The sequence below is a fragment of the Roseospira visakhapatnamensis genome, from assembly GCF_014197915.1.
GTDB lineage: Bacteria > Pseudomonadota > Alphaproteobacteria > Rhodospirillales > Rhodospirillaceae > Rhodospira > Rhodospira visakhapatnamensis.
Map to the genome: position 1 here is coordinate 40,563 of NZ_JACIGK010000021.1, position 20,785 is coordinate 61,347.

Below are 20,785 nucleotides of genomic sequence, written 5' to 3' on the forward strand. Positions count from 1 at the left end.
GACAGAGCCGGCTGACCCGATCGCCCTGGACGTATCCCTCAAACGAGGAAACGCCATGTTCAAGGTTAGCTGTCTGTCCGCCGCCGTGGAGCAGATCCCGGATGGTGCGTCCCTGATGGTCGGTGGGTTCATGGGGATCGGTTCTCCGCACCGTCTGATCGATGAACTCGTGCGTCAGGGCAAGCGGGACCTGACGGTCATCACCAACGACACCGCGCGCCCCGGCTGCGCCGTCGGCAAGCTGGTGGACGCCAAGGCCCTTCGTCGGCTGGTCACCTCCCACATCGGCCTCAACCCGGAAACCCAGAAGCAGATGATCGCCGGGGACATCGAGGTGGACCTGGTGCCCCAGGGCACCCTGGCCGAGCGTATCCGCGCCGGCGGGACCGGCCTGGGCGGCGTGCTGACCCGCACCGGCGTCGGCACCGTGGTCGCGGACGGCAAGCGGACCGTGGACGTGGACGGCGAAACCTTCCTGCTGGAACGGCCGCTGGTGGCGGATGTCTCGCTCATCCACGCCTGGCGCGCCGATCACCTCGGCAATCTTCAATACGAGCTGACCGCCCGCAACTTCAACCCGGCGATGGCCATGGCCGGGGGCCTGGTGATCGCCGAGGCCGGCGAGATCGTGCCGGTCGGCGTGATTCCTCCGGATCACGTGGAAACCGTCAGCGTCGTGGTCGACATCCTCGTGTCCCGGGAGTCCTAAGTCATGGATACCAAGCAGCTTATCGCCCAGCGCGTCGCCCAGGAACTGAAGGCCGGCGACCTCGTCAACCTGGGCATCGGCCTGCCGACCCTGGTGGCCTCCTACCTGCCCGAGGGCACGCGGGTCTTCTTCCAGTCCGAGAACGGCGTCATCGGCATGCAGCCGCTGGTCGATCCCACCACCGCCTCGGACGCCCTGACCGACGCCGGCGGCATGCCGACCAGCATCATCCCCGGCGCCGCCGCGTTCGACAGCGTCGCCTCGTTCGGGTTCATTCGTGGCGGTCACCTGGACGTCACGGTGCTGGGCGGCTTGCAGGTCGACGAGGCCGGCCAACTCGCCAACTGGATGGTGCCGGGCAAGATGGTGCCGGGCATGGGCGGCGCCATGGACCTGGTTTCCGGCGCGCGGCGCGTGATCGTCGCCATGACCCACACGGCCAAGGGCGCGCCGAAGATCCTGAAGGCCTGCACCCTGCCGCTGACCTCGGTCCGCCGCATCGACCTGATCGTCACCGAAATGGCGGTGATCGAGCCGACCGACGACGGTCTGGTCTTGCGCGAGGTCGCGCCCGGGGTCTCGGTCGAGGCCGTCGTCGCCGCCACCGAAGCCCATCTGATCGTCGCCGATGACGTTCCCGTCATGAGCCTCGCCGCCTGAGGCGTCCCGCGCACGCGGTTCTCCTCCACGGAGCAGTTATAATGCCAACCGATGTTTCAACAGCCGCGGTGACCGGCAAGTCCCTGAACGATCAGCAGGACACCGGGGAGTCCCAGGGCGGCCTCGCGCGTCTGGCCTACGGCTTCACCCAGTGGGCCGAGAAGTGGTTCCCGGACGCCTTCGTGTTCGTCATCCTGACCACCCTGGTGGTCACCATCGCCGACCTGGCCATTGGCGCCGCGCCCCTGGAGATCGCCTCCGGCTTCGGGTCCGGGTTCTGGTCGCTGATTCCCTTCACGCTGCAGATGGCCATGGTGGCCATCACCGGCTACGTGGTGGCCTCCTCGCCGCCCTGCACCCGCCTGATCGCCAAGCTGGCGAGCGTTCCCGCCAGTGGTCCGCAGGCCGTGGCCTGGGTCGCCTTCGTCTCCATGGGGGCGTCGTACCTGAACTGGGCGCTGAGCCTGGTGCTCGGTGGCCTGCTGGTGCGGGCGCTGGCCCGGCGCGTGGATCTGCACATGGACTACCGGGCCGCCAGCGCCGCCGCCTACCTGGGGCTTGGCTCCACCTGGGCGCTCGGCCTCAGTTCGTCGGCCGCCATGTTGCAGGCCAATCCGCTGTCGCTGCCCAAGTCCATTTCCGACATCAGCGGGGTGATTCCGCTCAGCGACACCATTTTCCTGTGGCAGTCCGTGGTCCTGTACTTCGCCCTGATGATCATGTCGATCCTGGTCTTCTACTTCGCCGCCCCCAGGGGCCGGCACGTCAAGACCGCCGCCGACATGGGCGTCGACGTCACCAGTGAACTCACGACCGATCAGAAGCCGACCCGTCCGGGCGACTGGTTCGAGTTCACGCCCGTGCTGCCGATCCTGATCGTGCTGCTGGCGGTGGGGTACTTCTGGAGCCAGTTCGCCGAAAAGGGCCTGCTGGCCACGGTCTCCAGCCTCAACAACTACAACTTCTTCTTCCTGATGCTCGGCCTGCTGCTGCATCGCAACATCCGTAGCTTCCTGGTCGCGGTCAGCAAGGCCGTGCCCACCGCCACCGGTGTGCTGATCCAGTTCCCCTTCTATGGCGCCATCGCCGCGATGCTGACGCATGTCGTCGGCTCCGACGGAGTCTCCATCTCACACCATCTGTCGGCGCTGTTCGTCAGCATCGCCAATGGCGACACCTTCCCGGTGGTGATCGGCATCTACTCGGCGGTGCTCGGCTTCCTGGTGCCCTCCGGGGGCGGCAAGTGGATCATCGAGGCGCCCTATGTGCTTCAGGCGGCCCAGGACATGCAGGCCCACATGGGCTGGGCGGTTCAGGTCTACAACGCGGCCGAGGCCCTGCCGAACCTGATCAACCCGTTCTGGATGCTGCCCCTGCTGGGCATCGTGAAGCTCCAGGCCCGCGACATCGTCGGCTTCACCTTCACCCAGCTTCTCTTCAGCGCGCCCGTCGTGATGTTCCTGTTGTGGTTCTTCGCGCAAACGCTGAGTCCCTGAGCACACCGTAACCGGGGAGGGGCGGCCCATCCGCCGGCCCCTCCACCCGGGCTCCGTCCCCTCCCGTCACTCCACTCCCTTTTCTCCCCGCTTCGTCCGGACGCGCGCGCCGTGTCGGCCGTGCCCTGGCGCGTGCCCGGACCCCACCGAGACAAGAGGTTTGTCATGACTTCCATCGTCATCGCCGGCGCCGCCCGCACCCCCGTCGGCGCCTTCAACGGCGCGCTGGCCACCGTTCCCGCGCACGTCCTGGGCGAAACCGTGATCCGCGAGGTTCTGCGGCGCGCCAAGACCGAGGCGGCCGAGGTCGACGAGGTGGTGCTGGGCCAGATCCTGAGCGCCGGCCAGGGGCAGAACCCGGCTCGCCAGGCCGCCCTGAACGCCGGCGTGCCCCAGGAAAAGACCGCCTACGGCATCAACCAGTTGTGCGGGTCGGGCCTGCGCGCCGTGGCCCTGGGCATGCAGTCCATCACCCTGGGCGAGACCGGCGTGGTGGTCGCCGGTGGTCAGGAAAGCATGAGCATGGCGCCGCACTGCGCGCACCTGCGCGGCGGCACCAAGATGGGCGGCCTGGAGTTGGCCGATACCATGATCCGGGACGGTCTGACGGACGCGTTCCACGGCTACCACATGGGCGTCACCGCCGAGAACATCGCCCGCAGGTTCGAGATCAGCCGCGAGGACCAGGACGCCTTCGCCGCCGGCTCCCAGCAGAAGGCGGAAGCGGCGATGGCCGCCGGCCGGTTCAAGGACGAGATCGTGCCGGTGACCCTCAAGACCCGCAAGGGCGAGACCGTCTTCGACACCGACGAGCATCCGAAGGCGGGCGTCACCGCCGGGGGGCTGGCGAAGCTGCGTCCGGCCTTCGCCAAGGACGGCACCGTGACCGCCGGCAATGCCTCCGGCATCAACGACGGTGCCGCCGCCGTGGTGCTCATGACCGAGGAGAACGCCGCCAGGCGCGGTGTCGCGCCGCTGGCGCGCATCGTCTCCTGGGCCACCCGGGGCGTCGATCCGGCGATCATGGGCACCGGCCCCATCCCGGCCTCGCGGGCCGCCCTGGAGGCCGCCGGCTGGAGCGTCGGTGACCTGGACCTGATCGAGGCCAACGAGGCCTTCGCCGCCCAGGCCCTGTCGGTGAACAGGGAGCTTGGCTGGGATACCGGCACGGTGAACGTCAACGGCGGCGCCATCGCCCTCGGCCACCCCGTCGGCGCGTCGGGTGCCCGCATCCTGGTCACGCTGCTGCACGAGATGATCCGTCGGGACGCCAGGAAGGGCCTGGCCACGCTGTGCATCGGCGGCGGCATGGGCATCGCGATGTGCGTCGAGCGCTGATCTGAACGGCCGGCGCCGCCCCCGCCATCCCGGTCGGGGTCGTGGGGGTGGCGCCGGCTTTTCCGTTTCCCGCCTTTCGAGGACTCAGCGCCATGCGTTCACGTCTGATCCTTGTGATCAACTGCGGATCGTCATCCCTGAAATGCGCCCTGTACGCGGCGGACAATCCGGAGCCGCTGTTGCGCGGGCTGGCCGAGTGTCTGGGCCGGCCCGAGGCCACGCTTCGCCTCACCACCGACCAGGGCCGTTACGAGGTGGCCATGCCCGATGCCACCCACGGGATCGCCCTGGACCATCTGCTGACCCATCTCGACAGGCTGGGTCTGCGGGACCGGATCGGCGCGGTCGGTCACCGCGTGGTGCATGGCGGCGAGCGGTTCACCGGATCCGTCGTGCTGACCCCGGCGGTGCTGGCCGACATCGAGGCCTGCGTGCCACTGGCCCCCTTGCACAATCCCGCCAACCTGACCGGCATCCGCTGCGCCAGGACGGCGTTGCCGGCGTTGCCCCAGGTCGCGGTGTTCGATACCGCGTTTCATCAAACCCTGCCGCCCGCCGCCTACCTGTATGCCCTGCCGCGAGAGCTGTACCGCGCCCTTGGGGTGCGCCGCTACGGCTTCCACGGCACCTCGCACCGCTATGTGGCGGGCGAGGCGGTCCGCGTGCTGGGGCTGGATCCCGACGACCACGGGCTGATCATCGCTCATCTGGGCAATGGCGCCTCGGCCGCCGCCATCCGCAATGGCCGCAGCGTCGACACCAGCATGGGCATGACCCCGCTGGAGGGACTGGTGATGGGCACGCGCGCCGGTGACGTGGATGTCGGGGCCCTGGCGCATGTGGCCCGGCGGCGCGGCTATACGGTCGATGACCTGGAACGCCTGCTGAACGAACAGAGCGGGCTGTTGGGCCTGTCCGGGCTGTCGGGGGACTGCCGCGATGTGCAGGCGGCCGCCGCCGAGGGCCATCAGGGCGCGATTGAGGCGCTGGAGGTGTTCGTGCACCGCCTGGCCCGGTACATCGGTGCCCTGGCCACCTCGCTGGACCGCCTGGACGCGCTGGTGTTCACCGGCGGCATCGGCGAGAACGCGCACACCCTGCGGACGGCGGTTCTCGATCGCCTGGCCCTGCTGGGCGTCCGGTCCCCGGACCCGGAGGACGCGGTTCGCGCCGCCAACGACGGTAGCGGCGCGCGCATCCTCAGCCGGGGCGCGGGACCGGTCGCCATGGTCATTCCCACCAACGAGGAATGGATGATCGCGCGCGACACGGCGGCCCTGACCGGTGTCGACGACCCCGCCCGGGACGTCCCGGCATCCGCGAAAAGGGGGGCGGCATGATGGACGCGGCGATGCCTCGGCGGACGGTGTTCGTGGTGCCCACGGTGGCGGACGATCCGGTCACGGCGGTGGCCCTGGGCGTGGTGCGGGCGTTCGAGCGCGCCGGGCTCGCGGTCGGGTACGTCCGGCCGGTCGAAAGCCCGAACGTGCCCGCCGGCTCCCGGGACCCGTCGCTGCGCATGGCGCGGCGGCACTGCGGCGCCCCGGTGGCCGATCCCATTCCCGCCGCCCGGGCGGAGCGGATGATCCGGGCCGGCGAGATGGCGGCCCTGATGGAAGCCATCGTGGATATGGTCGAACGGGTTCGGGGCACCCGGGACGTCATGGTCGTGGAGGGCCCGTTGCCGGCGTCCGGTCATCCCCTGGTGGCGGACCTGGATCGGGCGATGGGGCGCTGCCTGGCCGCCGAGGTCATGCCGGTGGTGCCCGGAGACCGGGGCACGGTGGACGCGGTGGTGGAGTCCGTCGCCGACGCCATCTACCGGTTCGGCGGCGACGCCGGTCAGGCGCCGGCGCGGGTGATCGTGTCGCCGGTTCCTGGCGCGGCGCGGGTGGCGGCCCTGCGCCGGGCGCTGACGGAGGCAGCCCTGTCCTGCCCCTGCCTTGTGGTGCCGCTTCCGGGGCCGTCCCTGTCGACAGGTCCGGACGGCGTGTCCCCCGCCGACATCGTGCCCGACCTCGCCGACCTGTGCCGGCTCCCTCGGGGCGTGGAGCGGGCGACCCGGCATGTCGAGCATCTGGCCGACGTGATCAGCCATGACGCGCTGCGGCCCCCCGCGCCGCGCGCGACCCCACGGCTGACACCGCCCATGTTCCGGTACCGGATGGTGGAGGCGGCGCGGGCCGCCAACCGCCGGATCGTGTTGCCCGAGGGCGACGATCCCCGGACCTTGCGCGCGGCGGTCATCTGCGCCGAAAAGGGGATCGCCCGTTGCGTGCTGCTGGGCCGGCCCGACCGGGTTCGGGCGGTGGCCGGGGACCAGGGCCTGTCGGTGCCCGGGACGCTTGACATCGTGGACCCCGAGTCGCTCCGCGCGGCCTATGTGGCGCCCCTGGTCGCCCTGCGCGGGCGCAAGGGGATGACGCCGGAGACCGCCGACGAGGCGTTGCGGGACCCGGTGATGCTCGGCACCATGATGCTGGCCATGGACGACGTCCATGGGCTGGTGTCGGGCGCCGTGCACACCACGGCGGACACGGTGCGTCCGGCCTTGCAGGTGATCCGTACGGCCCCCGGCGCAAGCCTGGTCTCCAGTGTCTTTTTCATGCTGATGCCCGATCAGGTGCTGGTCTACGGGGATTGCGCCATCAATCCCGACCCCACGGCCGAGCAGTTGGCGGATATCGCCATCCAGTCCGCCCGCAGCGCGGCGGCCTTCGGCATCGATCCCCGGGTGGCGATGATCTCGTATGCCACCGGATCGTCGGGCAGCGGCGACGACGTGGAGAAGGTGCGCCGGGCCACGGCCCTGGTGCGGCGGCAATGGCCCGACCTGCTGGTGGACGGCCCCCTGCAATACGATGCCGCCGCCGTGGCCAGCGTGGCGCGCAGCAAGGCGCCGGACAGCCCGGTGGCCGGGCGGGCGACCGTCTTCGTCTTTCCCGACCTGAACACCGGCAACTGTACCTACAAGGCGGTGCAGCGGTCGGCCAATGTGGTCAGCGTCGGCCCGATGCTTCAGGGCTTGCGCAAGCCGGTCAACGACCTGTCCCGGGGGGCGCTGGTGGACGACATCGTCTACACGATCGCCCTGACCGCCATCCAGGCCGACCAGGGCGGCCGGGACGAGCCCCTGGATCTGGCCGCCACCGGATAGGGGCACCTGCGGCGGTCGGCGGCCGAAAGACGGTAGGCCCGGGGTCTTACGGCCGGCGCCCTGGCCGACGTCGGGTGGTCCTTGACAATCGCGGGCGGGATGAACACGTGCTCCGTCGGGGACCCGGCCTCGGCCGATGATCCCTCCTGGTCAGGGCGGCCGTCACCGTGGTGTGACGTCGCGCGGCCGAGATCAGACGCGTGATCCCTGTCGCCGTGCGGCATCCAACGCTCTTGATTGTGGAGGGTGGTGGGAGCATCCTGTCTGACGTGTTGGATGGGGGCATGCATGACCATTTTCGGGGCCGATGACCGCGTCGAGATTCCAGGATCCGCGACCAGCACCAAGCCGTACAGTTCCTTCGCGCTGCTCCGGGCCACTTTCCCGGACGGAGCGCAGGCTTTTGGGTCCGGTGTCTTCGTTGGCCCCAATGATGTGCTCACCGCCGGTCATCTGGTCTATTCGCATGATCACGGTGGCTGGGGGAATATCACGGTCATTCCCGGGTACAGCAGGGGAAGCGAACCGTTCGGCCGGGAAGGCGCGGCCGACGTCGTTTCCGTCAAGGGCTGGGTGAATTCCAAAGCCACGGCCTACGACTATGCCTTGGTCGGCCTCGACGAGCCTTTGGGGGACACGGTCGGGTACTTTGACGTTCACCAAACGACGCTGTCCAGTCTGACCGGGACCTATGTGGAAAGCGTCGGCTACCCGGGCGATCTGGGGTATCCGCATGCACAGATGCTGTCGTCTGGTACGGTGGACGGCGGCGCCGGCGGGCTGCTTCTGTTCTTTGACGACATGGACCTGGTGGGCGGGCAAAGCGGCAGCCCCGTGATGATGACCCTGCCGTCGACGGGCGAGACGGTGATTATCGGGCTTCTCGTCGCGCATAACCCGAGCGTCAATGTAGGGGTACATTTTGATGGCCGGGACATCTCCTTCCTAACCAATGCCATCGCCGGAAACGATCATCTGATGGACAACTACCAGCCACCCGCGCCGGGGTCGAACGACGGGCCGATCATCGTCGAGTGGGGGGTCGAACTTCAGCGATTCATCGACGATGGGTACTATAATACCCAGTACCCAGACGTCCTGGTGGCGGGCATTGATCCGGATGTGCACTACGTCAGTCACGGTTGGCGGGAAGGGCGCGACCCCAACGCCTACTTCGACACCAGCCATTACCTGGGGACCTACGCCGACATCGCGGCGGCGGGCATCAATCCACTGACCCATTACATGGCTGTCGGCTGGACGGAAGGGCGCGATCCCGGACCGGCGTTCGACGCGAACGCCTATCGCGCGGCCAATCCCGACGTGGCGGCGGCGGGCATCAACCCCTTTGAGCACTGGCTCCTGCACGGCCAGTTCGAGGGGCGGGACATCGCCTGAGCAACGCCTCCGGTCCGCTCGTCCCACCGGCCCTTTCTGACGCTCTCCATCCCCGCCCGCGCGGCGGCTGGGTCGTGGCGGCGCCTCGGCCTGTCCGGCCGTCAGGGGCGCGACAGAACATCCTCGCCAACATCTCCTGAAGATCGTCTTGAAGTGGATCGATATCGGGCGTACATTAACGGTACCATATCATACCGTACCATTCAGGGAGGCGACGATGCCCCAAAACCCCATGTCTCCCGTCGTCCCATCGCCGCCATCCCGCCGCGCCCCCTCGGGGCGTTGCCTTGTGCTGGGGCTGCTGGGTCCGATGCTGGCGGCCTGTACCGAGCCCGCGCCCGAGATCGCCGTCGTCCCCCGACCGATCGCCTGGACCGAGGTGCGCGTCGCCACCGGCACCGAGTCCCGGCCGCTCTCCGGCGTGGTGCGGTCGGTCCAGCGCGCGCCCCTCTCCTTCGAGGTCCCCGGCCGCGTCGCCGCGCTGACCGTGGACGTGGGCGACCACATTGAGGCTGGCGCGGTCCTCGGTCGCCTGGACCAGCGCACCTACCGGCTGACGCGTCAGGAACGCGCCAGCGAGGTGGTGCAGGCCGAGGCGGCGGTCCGCGAGGCCACCCAGGAGCATGCCCGGCAACAAAAACTGCATGCGCAGGGGTGGGCGCCGGAAGCGGCCCTTGATTCCGCCCGGGCGGCGCTGGAAACCGCCCGGGGCTGGCTGGAGACCGCCCGCGCCCGACTGGACATCGCCGAGGAGAGCCTCGCCGACACGGTGCTGCGGGCTCCCTATGACGGGCTGGTCGCGCACCGGCGTGTCGAGCCCGCCCAGCAGGTCACGGCCGGCGAGACGGTCCTGGAGGTGCTGGGCAACGGTGGCGGCTTCGAAATCGCGATGGCGGTTCCGGAGACCCTGGTGGACAGCCTGACGCCCGGGGACATCCACCAGGTGACCTTCCCCGCCCGCCCGGGCGTGGTGGCGGCCGGCCGCGTGACCGAGATCGGCACGGAGGCCGGGCGCGGGGGCGCCTTTCCGGTCACCCTGCGGCTGGTGGCGCCGCGCGCCGGCCTGCGCGCCGGGCTGACGGCCGAGGTCGCCGTTGTCCTGCCCGGCCCGCGCGCCGCGGCGGCCGGTGAGTCGGCGGGCGACCAGGCTGGCGCGCCGCCCGTGGTCATCCCGGTGACCGCCTTCCTGGCCGGCGACGGCGCCGACAGCGTCGCCTTCGTGTTCAAGCCGGACGACGAGGCCGGACTCACCGGCATCCTGGAACGCCGCGCCGTCACCCTCGGCCCGGTGGAGACGGACCGGGCGCTGGTGACCGCCGGTCTCAGCCCGGGCGAGATCATCGCCACCCGGGGTCTTCCGTTCCTGCGCGCGGGCCAGGCCGTCAGCCGCCTGGGCGTCGGCCCGGCGCGATACGAGTAGGGCGCGCGACCATGACCCTGACCGAGACCGCCTTCCGCTTTCGTCCCGTGGTGGGGATGGTTCTCGTCGCCCTGATGGTGTTCGGCGTGGTGAGCTATGGGACCCTGCCGGCGCGCGAGGATCCCAAGCTCACCATCCGCGAGTCGGTCATCGTCACCGACCATCCGGGACTGTCGGCCGGGCGCGTGGAGCGGCTGATCACCCGGACGCTGGAGGAGGCCGTGCGCCGGGTGCCGGAGATCGAGGAGATCCACTCGATGTCCATGCCGGGGCGGTCGATCATCCACGCCGAGGTGTATGAGCGCTTCACCAAGCTGGACCAGATCTGGGACGACCTGCGCGACAAGGTCGTGGACGCGCGCGCCGGCCTGCCGGAGGGAACGCGGGACCCGGTCGTCAACACCGACTACGGGGATGTCGCCGTGGTCACCGCCGCGCTGATCGCCGAGGACTTCCCCTGGCGGGACCGCCTGGACATGGCCGAACACGTGCGCGACCGGCTGTACGCCGTGCCCGGCACCAAGCGCGTCGACCTGCTGGGCGCCCAGTCCGAGCGCATCTTCATCGAGACCCGCAACGCCCGGCTGGCCGAACTGGGCCTGAGCCCGGAGTCGCTTGCCGCCATGCTGCGCGACCAGAACGTGCTGACCACGGGCGGGGTGGTGGACACCGGTGCGCGCGGCTTCATGGTGGAGCCGACCGGCAGTTTCGACAGCGTCGACGAGATCGCGGAAGCTTTGGTGACCCTGCCGGACGGGCAGGGGGTCATGCCGTTGCGCGACATCGCGACGGTGCGGCGCGCCACCGTCGATCCGCCCCATCAGCCGGCCTATGTCAACGGCAGGCCGGCGATCGTGTTCGCCATCTCCATGCTCGACGACCGGCGGGTTCTGGACTACGGCCCGGCCGTGCGCCAGGCCCTGCGGGAGATCGAGGCGTCGCTGCCCGTCGGCTACGACCTGGAGATCATCACCTTCCAGGCCGACCAGGTCGCCCACGCGGTGTATGGCGTCACGGCGAACGTGCTGCAGACGCTGGCCATCGTCCTGGTGGTGGTCATTCTGTTCCTGGGCGTGCGGACCGGGCTGATCGTGGGATCCATCGTGCCGGCGGTCATGCTGGTGACGCTGGCGATCATGGGGATCTTCGAGATCACCCTGCAACGCGCCAGCCTGGCCACCCTGGTCATCGCGCTGGGCCTGCTGGTGGACAACGGCATCGTCATCGCCGAGGACTTCAAGCGACGCCTGGAGGACGGATGCAGCCGCGACGAGGCGTTGCGCCGGAGCGGACGGGAACTGGCAGTCCCGCTGCTGATCTCCACCCTGACCACCATCCTGGTGTTCGTGCCGCTGATGATGGCCGAACATCGGGCCGGTGAGTACACCCGTTCGATCTCGCTGGTGATCCTGATCTCGCTGATGACCTCCTGGGTGCTGGCCATGACGGTCACCCCCGCCCTGTGCCATCGCTTCGTCACGGTGCCGGCGCCTGGGGCGCGCGACGGCAACGGCAACGGCAACGGCCGGCGCGGCCTGTCCGACCGGGCCTTCCGCTGGATGACCGGCGGCTATGCCCTGATCCTGCGGGGCCTGCTGCGGGTCCGCTGGGGTGTGCTCGTGCTCATGCTGACGCTGCTGGCCGCCGCCGTCGCCGGTATCGCCCACGCGCCCAAGCGCTTCTTTCCCAGCAGCGACCGGTCTCAGGTGCTGGTGTACATCGACCTGCCCGCCGGGGTGACGTCGCGCACCACCGATGCCTCCGTGCGGCGCCTGTCCGACATCATCGCCACGCCCGACCGGGTCCGCAACATCGACAGCGTCGTCGCCTACGTGGGCAACGGCGGGCCGCGCTTCGTGCTGGCCCTGACGCCCGTGGACCCGGCGCCGAACCGGGCCTTCATGGTCGTCAACGTCACCGCGTTCGAGCATGTGGATCAGGTCATCCGCGATCTGCGCGCGCTGTTCCGCGACGAGGCCCCGGACCTGTCCGCCCGGGTCGCCCGGATGTTCCTGGGGCCGAGCGATTCCAGTGTCCTGCAGGTCCAGGTCAAGGGACCGGATCCCCGGGTGCTGTTCGCCACCGGGCGCCGCATCGAGGACGCGCTGCGGGCCATCCCGGGCGTCATCGACCTTCACTCGGACTGGGAGAACCGCGTGCCCAAGGTGGTCGTCGCCGTCGACCAGGCCCGCGCGCGGCGCGCCGGGGTGACCTCGGCCGACATCGCCGGGGCGCTGGACCGTGCCTTCGACGGGGCGACGGTCAGCGCCTTCCGCGAGGACGACGACATCTTTCCCATCGTGACCCGCGCGGTCGGGGCGGAGCGCGGGAGCCTGGCGCGCATCGGCGGCCTGAGCCTGCACGCCCGCGCCACCGGCGACACCATTCCCCTGATGCAGGTGGCCGATGTGATGCTGGTCAACGACGAGGCCCGGATCGCCCGCGAGGATCTGCAACGGACCCTGACCGTGGAGGCCCGGCATCTCCACAAGACGGCCGAGGACATGGCGCCGATGGTCGCCCCGGCCCTGGCCGCGCTGGAGGCCGGCTTGCCGCCCGGCCATGCCATCGAGTTCGACGGCGTGGTCACCGATTCCGGCGAGGCACGCGCGGCCCTGCGCGCCAACGTGCCTCTGTGCCTGACCCTCATCGTCGTTCTGCTGGTGGCGCAGTTCAACTCCTACCGCCGGCCGGCGATCATCGTCGCCACCATGCCGCTGCTGCTGATCGGGGCCTCGGCCGGGCTGGTCCTCATGGGCGCGACCTTCGGGTTCATGGTCATCCTCGGGCTGTTCTCGCTGGCCGGCATCCTCATCAACAACGCGATCGTGCTGATCGACCGCATCGACATCGAACGGGCGGAGCCGGGCGCCGACGCGTTCGAGGCCATCGTCACCGCCTCGGTGCGGCGTCTGCGGCCCATCCTCATGAGCACCATCACCACCGTTCTGGGGTTGATGCCGTTGATCGTGACGCGCGATCCGCTGTTTCATGGCATGGCCAGCGTGATTGCCTTTGGCCTGCTGTTGGGTACGGTGTTGACCTTGGGGGTGGTGCCCGTGCTCTACAGCCTGATGTTCGGCATCCGACCGCCGCGTCGCGCGCCCTCTCCCGCCCCGGTGACCGGGATCGGGACCCTCGCCGCCGACCAAGGAAAGGCATCGTCATGACATCCACCATGACATCCAGACCCGCGCCCCGAGCGCCCGCGCGGACCGGTCCGCCCAATCGCCAGGCGCGCGGCGAGGCGCGCCGTCAGGCCATGCTGGAGGCCGGCATCGCGGTCTTTCTGGAACACGGTTACGCGGGGGCGTCGCTGGACCTGGTGATCGCGCGGTCGGGCGGCTCGCGCCGCACGCTGTACGAGCATTTCGGGAATAAGGAAGGGCTCTTCCTGGCGGCCACCGAGGCCCTGTGCCGGCGCAACGTGGGCCACCTGTCGTCGCTTGAGTACGACGCGTCGGATCCGGAGGAGGCCCTTGTCACGGCCGCGCGCGCCTTCGTCTCCGCCCTGATCGAGCCGGAGATGCTGGCCGGTTTTCGTACCATCATGGGCGAGGTGACGCGCTTTCCGACCCTCATGGATACCTTCCTGCGCCAGGGGCCGGATCAGGCCTACGCGCAGGTGGCGGCCTGGCTGCGGCGTCAGGCCCGCGCCGGCACCCTCGCGGTGGGGGACGCGGACGTCGCGGCCCGGCACTTCATTGAACTGATCAAGGGCGACCTGCACCTGCGGGCGCTGCTGCGGCCGGATGTCCCGCCGAGCCCGGATCAGGTCGACGAGCATGTGCGCCAGGCGGTGCGGGTCTTCCTGTATGGCGTCGCGGGCGCGCCGGCCGACGGGCCCTGAAGACGACAGCTCGGGTGTCGGGACGGTCACGCCATGGACCGCGCGGTCGCGTCCTCGGCCCGAAGGCGGTCTTCCAGCGCCGGGCCGTCCGGCGCGTCGACGACGGCGTGGGCCACGCGGGCCGAGAACCCCTTGCGCGCGAGCGCGGCCAGGTCCCGGTCGCGGCGGAGGGCGCGCTCGTCCGGGTCCGTCCGGTAGGGTCCCAGGCGGCGGCGTCGGGCCAGGGTGACGGCGGCCGCCAGGTCCGGATCGGGGCCGGGGGCGTCCTCGGCCAGGGCGTCCAGGGTGGCGCGGATCGTCTCGGCGTCCACGCCGTCGGCGCGCAGGCGTCGGGCGACCATGGCCCGGGACTCCCCGCGCCGGGTCAGCGCGGCCGCGCGGGTCTCGGCGTGGCGGGCGTCATCCAGCAGGCCGGCGCGCCGCAAGCGCGCGATCACGGCCTCGATCCATGCCGTGGTCTCGTCCGGATCCAGGGCCTGGCCGGCCCGCGCGGCCCGATGAACGCGCCGCCGCAGCACGCGGCGCACCCCCTCGGCGCTGGCCGAGTAGCGTTGCAGGTAGAAGACGGCCGCGTTTTCAAGGCTTCGCGGGGTCAGCCGCCGGGGCGCCCCGCGCCGCGCGGGTCCGGTTGTCCGGTCCGCGCCGCGCTCTCGGGCGCGGCCTTGTCCGTGCTCTCCACCCCGAGGAGCCATTGTCCCTTGTTCGTCCGTCATGCCGGCCCAGATAGCATGGGACCTCGACCGTTCGCCAGGGCCGCGCGGGGGATCGTGCCGGCCCCCCGCGCGGCCGCGCGCGCCCCGATGATCTCTTGTGCCCCGCCGGCCCACGGCCTAATACCAGCGGTCATTGACCCTGACCGTTGACGTTCGTGGCCGGTGCGGGTTCGGCGCATCAGTCGGCCCCATCCTCGGGCGGCATCGGGCCGGCCGAGGACCTCGACGGTCCGTTTCAAGGGCCGTTGGGATAAGCCAAACCCTCGCCCCGCCAAAGGAGGCTTCCGTGCGCGACAGCGCAAAAGCCAGCACCGACGACTCCCTGCCCCCGCCCCGGCACATCGGTGCCGTCAACTGGCGCGGAGCGTGGGAGCTGTACGTCAAGGAGGTCCGCCGCTTCCTCAAGGTCTACCTGCAGACCATCGCGGCGCCCATCGTCACGACCCTGATCTTCCTGGCCATCTTCGCGCTGGCCCTGGGCCGGGACGTGAGCCGCCCGGTATCCGGGGTAAGCTTCACCGAGTTCCTGGTGCCCGGTCTGGTGATGATGGCGATGGTGCAGAACGCCTTCGCCAACACCTCATCCTCGGTCGTCATTTCCAAGGTCCAGGGCAGCATCGTCGACGTCCTGATGCCGCCCCTCAGCAGCGCCGAGATCCTCGCCGCCTATGCGCTGGGGGGCGTGACGCGCGGGATGGTGGTCGGCGCGGCGGTGCTGGCGACCATGGCTGCCTTCACCACCGTCCATATCCACGCCGTGGGCTACATCCTGTTCCACGCCGTGGCGGCCTCGATGATGCTGTCCTTGCTGGGAATCGTGGCCGGCATCTGGGCCGACAAGTTCGACCACATGGCGGCGGTGACCAATTTCATCATCACGCCGCTGTCGTTCCTGTCCGGGACCTTCTATTCCATTGACCGGCTACCCGAAAACTTGCAGATCATCGCCCACGCGAATCCGTTCTTTTATATGATCGACGGCTTCCGCTATGGCTTCCTGGGTCATGACGATGCCTTGCCGGTCACGGGCCTGGTGGTCGTGGGCCTGACCAACGCCGGGTTGCTGTGGCTCTCTTACCGGATGCTCAAGTCCGGCTACAAACTGAAGGCGTGATTGTCGTGCTTCCCCTCCTGTCGCTGTCTGTCCTGCCCGCGCTGGCGCTGCCCTTCCCGATGGTCGATCCGGTGGCGGTGGAGATCGGGCCCGTGGTGGTGCGCTGGTATGCCCTGGCCTACATCGTCGGCCTGCTGCTGGGCTGGATGTACGTGCGGCGCCTGGGGCGCCGGCCCCCCGCCGGCTTCCAGGGGGAGGAGGCCGACGACTTCCTGGTCTGGGCCACGCTGGGCGTGATTCTCGGCGGCCGCCTGGGCTACGTGCTGTTCTACAACCTGCCCTATTACCTGGAGAACCCGGCCCAGATCCTCATGGTCTGGCAGGGCGGCATGGCCTTTCATGGCGGCCTGCTGGGGGTGGTGGTCGCGCTGCTGGTGTTCTGCCGGCGGCGCGGCATCAATCCCCTGGTGATGGGCGACGTGGTCGCCTGCGCCGCGCCCATCGGCCTGTTCTTCGGGCGCATCGCCAACTTCATCAATGCGGAGCTGTACGGGCGGCCGGCCCCTGACCTGGCCTGGGCCATGGTCTTTCCCACCGACCCGCTGGCGGTGCCCCGCCATCCCAGCCAGCTTTACGAGGCGGCGCTGGAGGGCTTGGTGCTGTTCGTCCTGCTGGCCGGCCTGTGGCGGCTCTGGGCGGTGCGCGGCCGGCCCGGCGCCCTGGTCGGCGTGTTCCTGACCGGCTATGGCTTGGCGCGGGCGCTGGTCGAGGTCGTGCGCGAGCCGGACGCGCACCTGGGGCCGGTGCTCGGCGCGATCACCATGGGGCAGGTGCTGTCCCTGCCGATGATCCTGACCGGCCTGGCCGTCCTGGTCTGGGCGTGGCGGCGTCCGCCCCTGGAGAGACCGACCCAGGCATGACCACGCCCCTTGAGGACAGCCTCCGTGCCCGCATCGCCGCCGAGGGGCCGGTGCCCCTGGAAACGGTCATGGCCGAGGCCAACGCCGTCTATTACGCCCGCGACGACGTGCTGGGCGCGGCCGGCGACTTCATCACCGCGCCCGAGATCAGCCAGGTGTTCGGCGAACTGATCGGCCTGTGGATGGCCGTGGTCTGGCAGATGATGGGCGCGCCCGATCGGGTGTGCCTGGTGGAGTGTGGTCCCGGGCGCGGAACCCTGATGGCAGACGCCCTGCGGGCGCTGGCGCCGGTGCCGGCGTTCCGCCGGGCGCTGGCCGTCCATCTGGTGGAGACCAGTCCGACGCTGCGCGCGCGCCAGCGGCGGACCCTGGGCGACACGGCCGCCACCTGGCACGACAGCCTCGACACCGTGCCCGACGACCGGCCGCTGCTGCTGGTGGCCAACGAGTTCGTGGATGCCCTGCCGATCCGTCAGTACGTGCGGCGCGGCGGGACCTGGCGGCTGCGCCGGGTGGGGGTGGACCAGGCCGGTGGCGCGCTGACCTTCGTGGACGGGGAAGAGGTGCCGGCCGACGACCTGGACCCGGCCGTGCGCGCCGGCGCGCCCGAGGGCGCCCTGGCCGAGGTCAACCCCGCCGGCCGGGCGTTCGCCGCCGCCGTCGGCGCGCGCGTGGCGTCGCGGGGCGGGGCCGGGCTGCTCATCGACTACGGCCACCCACGGTCGGCGGCCGGCGATACCCTTCAGGCGGTGCGCCGCCATCGGTCCCATCCTGTCCTGCGGGCGCTGGGGACGGCCGACCTGACCGCCCATGTGGACTTCCAGGCCCTGGCCGAGGCGGCCCGCGCCGCCGGGGCGGTGGCCCACGGTCCGGTAGAGCAGGGGGAATGGTTGATTGGACTGGGGGTCGAAACGCGCGCCGCCATGCTGCGCGCCACGGCCTCGCCGGCTCAGAATAGCGCCATTCGTAGTGCGGTTCATCGCTTGATTGATCCTCGGGAAATGGGCAGGCTGTTCAGGGGTATTGCCCTGGCCGCGCCGGCGTTGGCGCCACCCCCTGGATTCGACGGGACCTGATGCAATGATCACCGTATCGGCCTTGAATGCGCTCAGCCGGGTTCGCCACGCCTTTTTTACTCGCGACAAGGGTCAGTCAACGGGTCTCTATGCCAGTAATAACTGTGGGTTCGGATCCAAGGATGATTCGGCGCTGGTGGCGCGCAACCGGCAGCGTTCGGTCGAACGCATGGAGATGCCGCCCGAGGCCCTGGTCACCGTCCACCAGAACCACACCACCACCGTGGTGGTGACGGACAGTCCGTGGCCCCAGGACTCGCTGCCGGTGGCCGATGCCATCGTCACCACGCGGCCGCGCCTGGTGCTGGGGGTGCTGAGCGCCGATTGCGCGCCCGTGCTGATGGCCGACCCCAAGGCCGGAGTGGTGGCGGCGGCCCACGCGGGGTGGCGCGGGGCGCTCGACGGCATCCTGAGCAACACCGTGGCCGCCATGGTGGAGCAGGGCGCAAAGCCCGACCGCATCATCGTCGGCATCGGCCCGTGCATCGGTCCGCGCTCCTACGAGGTCGGGCCGGAGTTCCCCGCGCGCTTCCTGGAGCGGGACAAGGACAACCACATCTTCTTCTCCCATGCGCGGCGCGAGGGGCATTTCCTGTTCGACCTGCCGGGGTTCGTGGCCAAGCAACTGGCGCGGGCCGGCGTGCGCGAGATCATGCCCACGCCCTGCGACACCTGCCGGGAGGAGGCGCGCTTCTTCAGCTATCGGCGATCCGTGTTGCGCGGCGAGCCGGATTATGGACGGCTGCTGTCGGCCATCGCCCTGGAACGGTGAGGGCGTGCCGGCGTCTCGTTCGCCGGGGCCGGGACGCCGGGCACCGGTTCTCCTGATCCTGCTGCTGCTCGCGGCCTGCGGCCTGCCGCAGCCGTTCCGTCACACCGCGTACGCGCCGGACGGCAATCCGCTGGTCACCCTGCGCACCGGGAGCGGCGTGACCATCCCCCCGGTGTGGGGCGCGCCGCTGCCCATGGATCGCATGATCGCCCTGGACGTGGCCGAGGCGCTGCGCGAGCAGGCCGAAATCCCGGCCGTGGCGACCGTGGATCCGGTGCCCGCCGGGGCCGGCCTGCGGCTGACGGGGGACCTGCGGGAGGTGTGGTTCGACGAGGCGTGGGTTGCCCTCACGCTGGCCTGGCGTCTGACCGACGCCCAGGGAACGGTGCTGGACGCGCGCGTCCAGACCCTGGGTGTGCCGGCCTTGGACTGGTTGCGTCAGGATCCCGGTGTGTCGCGCCGGATCGCCAGCGACGGCGGCCGGGCGCTGGCGTTGCTGGTGCAGGGAGACGGCGGACCGCCGTCGTCGCCGGCCACCGTGGCGTTGTCCGAACCCGATGTTCCGTCCATGCCGCCCGAGGCGACGGCGGTGGCCTCGCGACCGGAGACGGATGGGCCGTCGCCCGCCATGTCCGGATCGGCGGAAGCGGCGCCCGCGCCGCCGCCCACGTCGTCCCCGGCCGCGCCACCGTCCGCCGATGGGCCGCGTCCCATCGTCATGGCGCCGCCCGAGGTGACGCAGGCGCCGGGCGACGGCCGGCGATCCCTGGCCGAGGCGCTGACGCGTCTGTTGAAGCTGAACGATGTGTGGATCCGCGACGAGCCCACGCCCGGCCGGTTCCACGTGCGGGGCACGGTGGAGGTGCTGCCCGCCGAGGATCCGTCGGTGGAGCGGGTGTCGCTGCTGTGGCGGGTGCTGACGGAGGACGGCGAGGAACTGGGCCGCCTGACCCAGGAGAACGCCATCCCCGCCGGCCTGCTCGACGGCGCCTGGGGCGACACCGCCTACGCGGTGGCCGAGGCCGCGCTGATGGGGGTCGGCGAGATCCTGGTGCGCAAGGGCGGCGTCGCCTCGCCAGGCGGGCGCTAGTCCAGCGACCCATACCGGCGAGGACAAGCCCTGTGACGGCGTCGCTGCACAGGCGCCCCGGGGGGCACCGGCCCGCGCCTCAATCGAAGTTGAAGGTGTCCTCTTCGTCCAGGTCGAGCATCTCCTCCAGGCTGGGCTGGGCGCGTTGCTGCGACAGCAACTTGCCTTGCAGGCGGGACAGGCCGCCCAGGGTGTCCAACCGGCCGAGGGACAGAAGGTGGCCGTAGATCAGGGGGAAGAGACCCGCCCGGCGCAGGGTCAGCCACGCGTCATCGTCCAGGCCGTTCAGCTTGGCCTCGTCGACGATCAACAGGGAGTCGAGGGCCTTCTCCTCGGACCCGACGGTGACCCGGGCGGCCCACGGCGCGAGCAGTCCCAGGTCATCGAGCAGGGACAGGCCCCGCTCGGTGGCCATGCGGTTCTGCTCGGTGGCCGCCAGATGCTGCACGGCCTTGCGCGAGACCTCCGAAAGCTGGCCGTCCTCGGTGAACAGGGGCTGGCCGTCCGTCTTGGACAGGAAGGGGCAACCCTCGTCGATGCAGGGCACGCCCTGGGTGCTGTCCTCCTTGGAGCGCAGCAGCACGAAAGGATAGGACCGCAGGGGCGCCGGGATGTACGAGCCCAGCCATCGACCATCCGGGGCGATAAAGAAGCTGCGGTTGGGAATCACCGACAACACGCCCATCATCCGCAGCGTGGCGTCCTCCTCTCCGGGGACACGCACCATGACGACCGGAAAGGCGGGCGCGGCCTTGATGATCTCGGCGCCGACGACGGGGACCAGGGCTTGCTGGGCGGCGAAGTCGTACCCCCGGCTGGGGGCGAGGCGCAGCGCGCCATGACGCTCGAAGGTCAGGGGTTGAATGCTCTTGTACATGGGGAAACACGCCGGCTGAGGGGGAACGGGGAACACCGTGGTGTGGCGGACGTGACGGTCCTTCGACGACGTCGGGACGCGGTCACAGGGCCGTCAAACCCAAGAACCACATTGGAATAACGGTATTATCAGTGTCCTGATCGAGTCCGGAGGTCGTTGAGACGGTATGGTAAACCGTGACGACTGTCGGATTCGAGACACTAGCGCCGTCGTGGTGTCCGTTCAATCGGATCGCCGGTCGGGGCAGGGTTGCGC

General features: G+C 70.2%; 17 protein-coding genes. 15 read left to right on the forward strand and 2 right to left on the reverse strand.

Annotated elements, in window-relative coordinates:
* Positions 1–55: 55 nt before the first annotated feature.
* The 10 genes from GGD89_RS13475 to GGD89_RS13520 all read left to right on the forward strand — a co-directional run bounded on the left by GGD89_RS13475 (position 56) and on the right by GGD89_RS13520 (position 14,028).
* On the forward strand, positions 56–709 hold the full coding sequence (locus GGD89_RS13475; RefSeq protein WP_184046118.1) for a CoA transferase subunit A: 654 nt from the start codon (positions 56–58) through the stop codon (positions 707–709).
* 3 nt (positions 710–712) lie between these two features.
* A complete protein-coding gene (locus GGD89_RS13480; RefSeq protein WP_184046120.1) occupies positions 713–1,369 on the forward strand; it encodes a 3-oxoacid CoA-transferase subunit B in 657 nt (218 codons plus the stop codon).
* Between the two features lie 41 nt (positions 1,370–1,410).
* Positions 1,411–2,865 (forward strand): short-chain fatty acid transporter, encoded by a 1,455-nt coding sequence (locus GGD89_RS13485; RefSeq protein ID WP_184046122.1) that lies wholly within the window; start codon positions 1,411–1,413, stop codon positions 2,863–2,865.
* A gap of 165 nt (positions 2,866–3,030) precedes the next feature.
* Positions 3,031–4,203, forward strand: a complete 1,173-nt coding sequence (locus GGD89_RS13490) for an acetyl-CoA C-acetyltransferase (RefSeq protein ID WP_184046124.1) — start codon at positions 3,031–3,033, stop codon at positions 4,201–4,203.
* Between the two features lie 92 nt (positions 4,204–4,295).
* The gene (locus GGD89_RS13495) at positions 4,296–5,543 is read left to right on the forward strand and encodes an acetate/propionate family kinase (RefSeq protein ID WP_184046126.1); all 1,248 of its coding nucleotides are present in this window, start codon (positions 4,296–4,298) and stop codon (positions 5,541–5,543) included.
* A gap of 11 nt (positions 5,544–5,554) precedes the next feature.
* Entirely contained in the window at positions 5,555–7,360 is a 1,806-nt protein-coding gene (gene pta / locus GGD89_RS13500; protein ID WP_184046128.1) for a phosphate acetyltransferase, read from the forward strand.
* Positions 7,361–7,648: 288 nt separating this feature from the next.
* On the forward strand, positions 7,649–8,758 hold the full coding sequence (locus GGD89_RS13505) for a trypsin-like serine peptidase (protein WP_184046130.1): 1,110 nt from the start codon (positions 7,649–7,651) through the stop codon (positions 8,756–8,758).
* Between the two features lie 232 nt (positions 8,759–8,990).
* A complete protein-coding gene (locus GGD89_RS13510) occupies positions 8,991–10,178 on the forward strand; it encodes an efflux RND transporter periplasmic adaptor subunit (protein WP_184046133.1) in 1,188 nt (395 codons plus the stop codon).
* An 11-nt stretch (positions 10,179–10,189) separates the two neighbouring features.
* On the forward strand, positions 10,190–13,348 hold the full coding sequence (locus GGD89_RS13515) for an efflux RND transporter permease subunit (RefSeq protein ID WP_184046135.1): 3,159 nt from the start codon (positions 10,190–10,192) through the stop codon (positions 13,346–13,348).
* Positions 13,349–13,356: 8 nt separating this feature from the next.
* A complete protein-coding gene (locus GGD89_RS13520; protein WP_184046137.1) occupies positions 13,357–14,028 on the forward strand; it encodes a TetR/AcrR family transcriptional regulator in 672 nt (223 codons plus the stop codon).
* Positions 14,029–14,054: 26 nt separating this feature from the next.
* Here GGD89_RS13520 and GGD89_RS13525 read toward each other — a convergent pair whose 3' ends face one another.
* Positions 14,055–14,720 (reverse strand): regulatory protein RecX, encoded by a 666-nt coding sequence (locus GGD89_RS13525; RefSeq protein WP_184046139.1) that lies wholly within the window; start codon positions 14,718–14,720, stop codon positions 14,055–14,057.
* Between the two features lie 307 nt (positions 14,721–15,027).
* On the opposite strand from GGD89_RS13525, the gene GGD89_RS13530 reads away from it, so the two are divergent.
* From GGD89_RS13530 to GGD89_RS13550, 5 genes are read left to right on the forward strand one after another with little or no spacing between them, the layout of a single operon-like run.
* Entirely contained in the window at positions 15,028–15,855 is an 828-nt protein-coding gene (locus GGD89_RS13530; protein ID WP_343058606.1) for an ABC transporter permease, read from the forward strand.
* A gap of 59 nt (positions 15,856–15,914) precedes the next feature.
* Positions 15,915–16,715: a prolipoprotein diacylglyceryl transferase gene (gene lgt, locus GGD89_RS13535; protein ID WP_184046219.1), complete on the forward strand. Its 801-nt coding sequence runs from the start codon at positions 15,915–15,917 to the stop codon at positions 16,713–16,715.
* Positions 16,712–17,791 (forward strand): class I SAM-dependent methyltransferase, encoded by a 1,080-nt coding sequence (locus GGD89_RS13540; protein ID WP_184046141.1) that lies wholly within the window; start codon positions 16,712–16,714, stop codon positions 17,789–17,791. Before lgt ends, GGD89_RS13540 begins: the two co-directional genes overlap by 4 nt.
* 4 nt (positions 17,792–17,795) lie before the next feature.
* Positions 17,796–18,563, forward strand: a complete 768-nt coding sequence (gene pgeF, locus GGD89_RS13545) for a peptidoglycan editing factor PgeF (protein ID WP_184046143.1) — start codon at positions 17,796–17,798, stop codon at positions 18,561–18,563.
* Positions 18,564–18,567: 4 nt separating this feature from the next.
* Positions 18,568–19,653, forward strand: a complete 1,086-nt coding sequence (locus GGD89_RS13550) for a hypothetical protein (protein ID WP_184046145.1) — start codon at positions 18,568–18,570, stop codon at positions 19,651–19,653.
* A gap of 79 nt (positions 19,654–19,732) precedes the next feature.
* On the opposite strand, the gene GGD89_RS13555 is transcribed toward GGD89_RS13550, so the two are convergent.
* Positions 19,733–20,530, reverse strand: coding sequence for a SapC family protein (locus GGD89_RS13555; protein WP_184046147.1), 798 nt, complete (start codon positions 20,528–20,530; stop codon positions 19,733–19,735).
* Between the last annotated feature and the right edge of the window lie 255 nt (positions 20,531–20,785).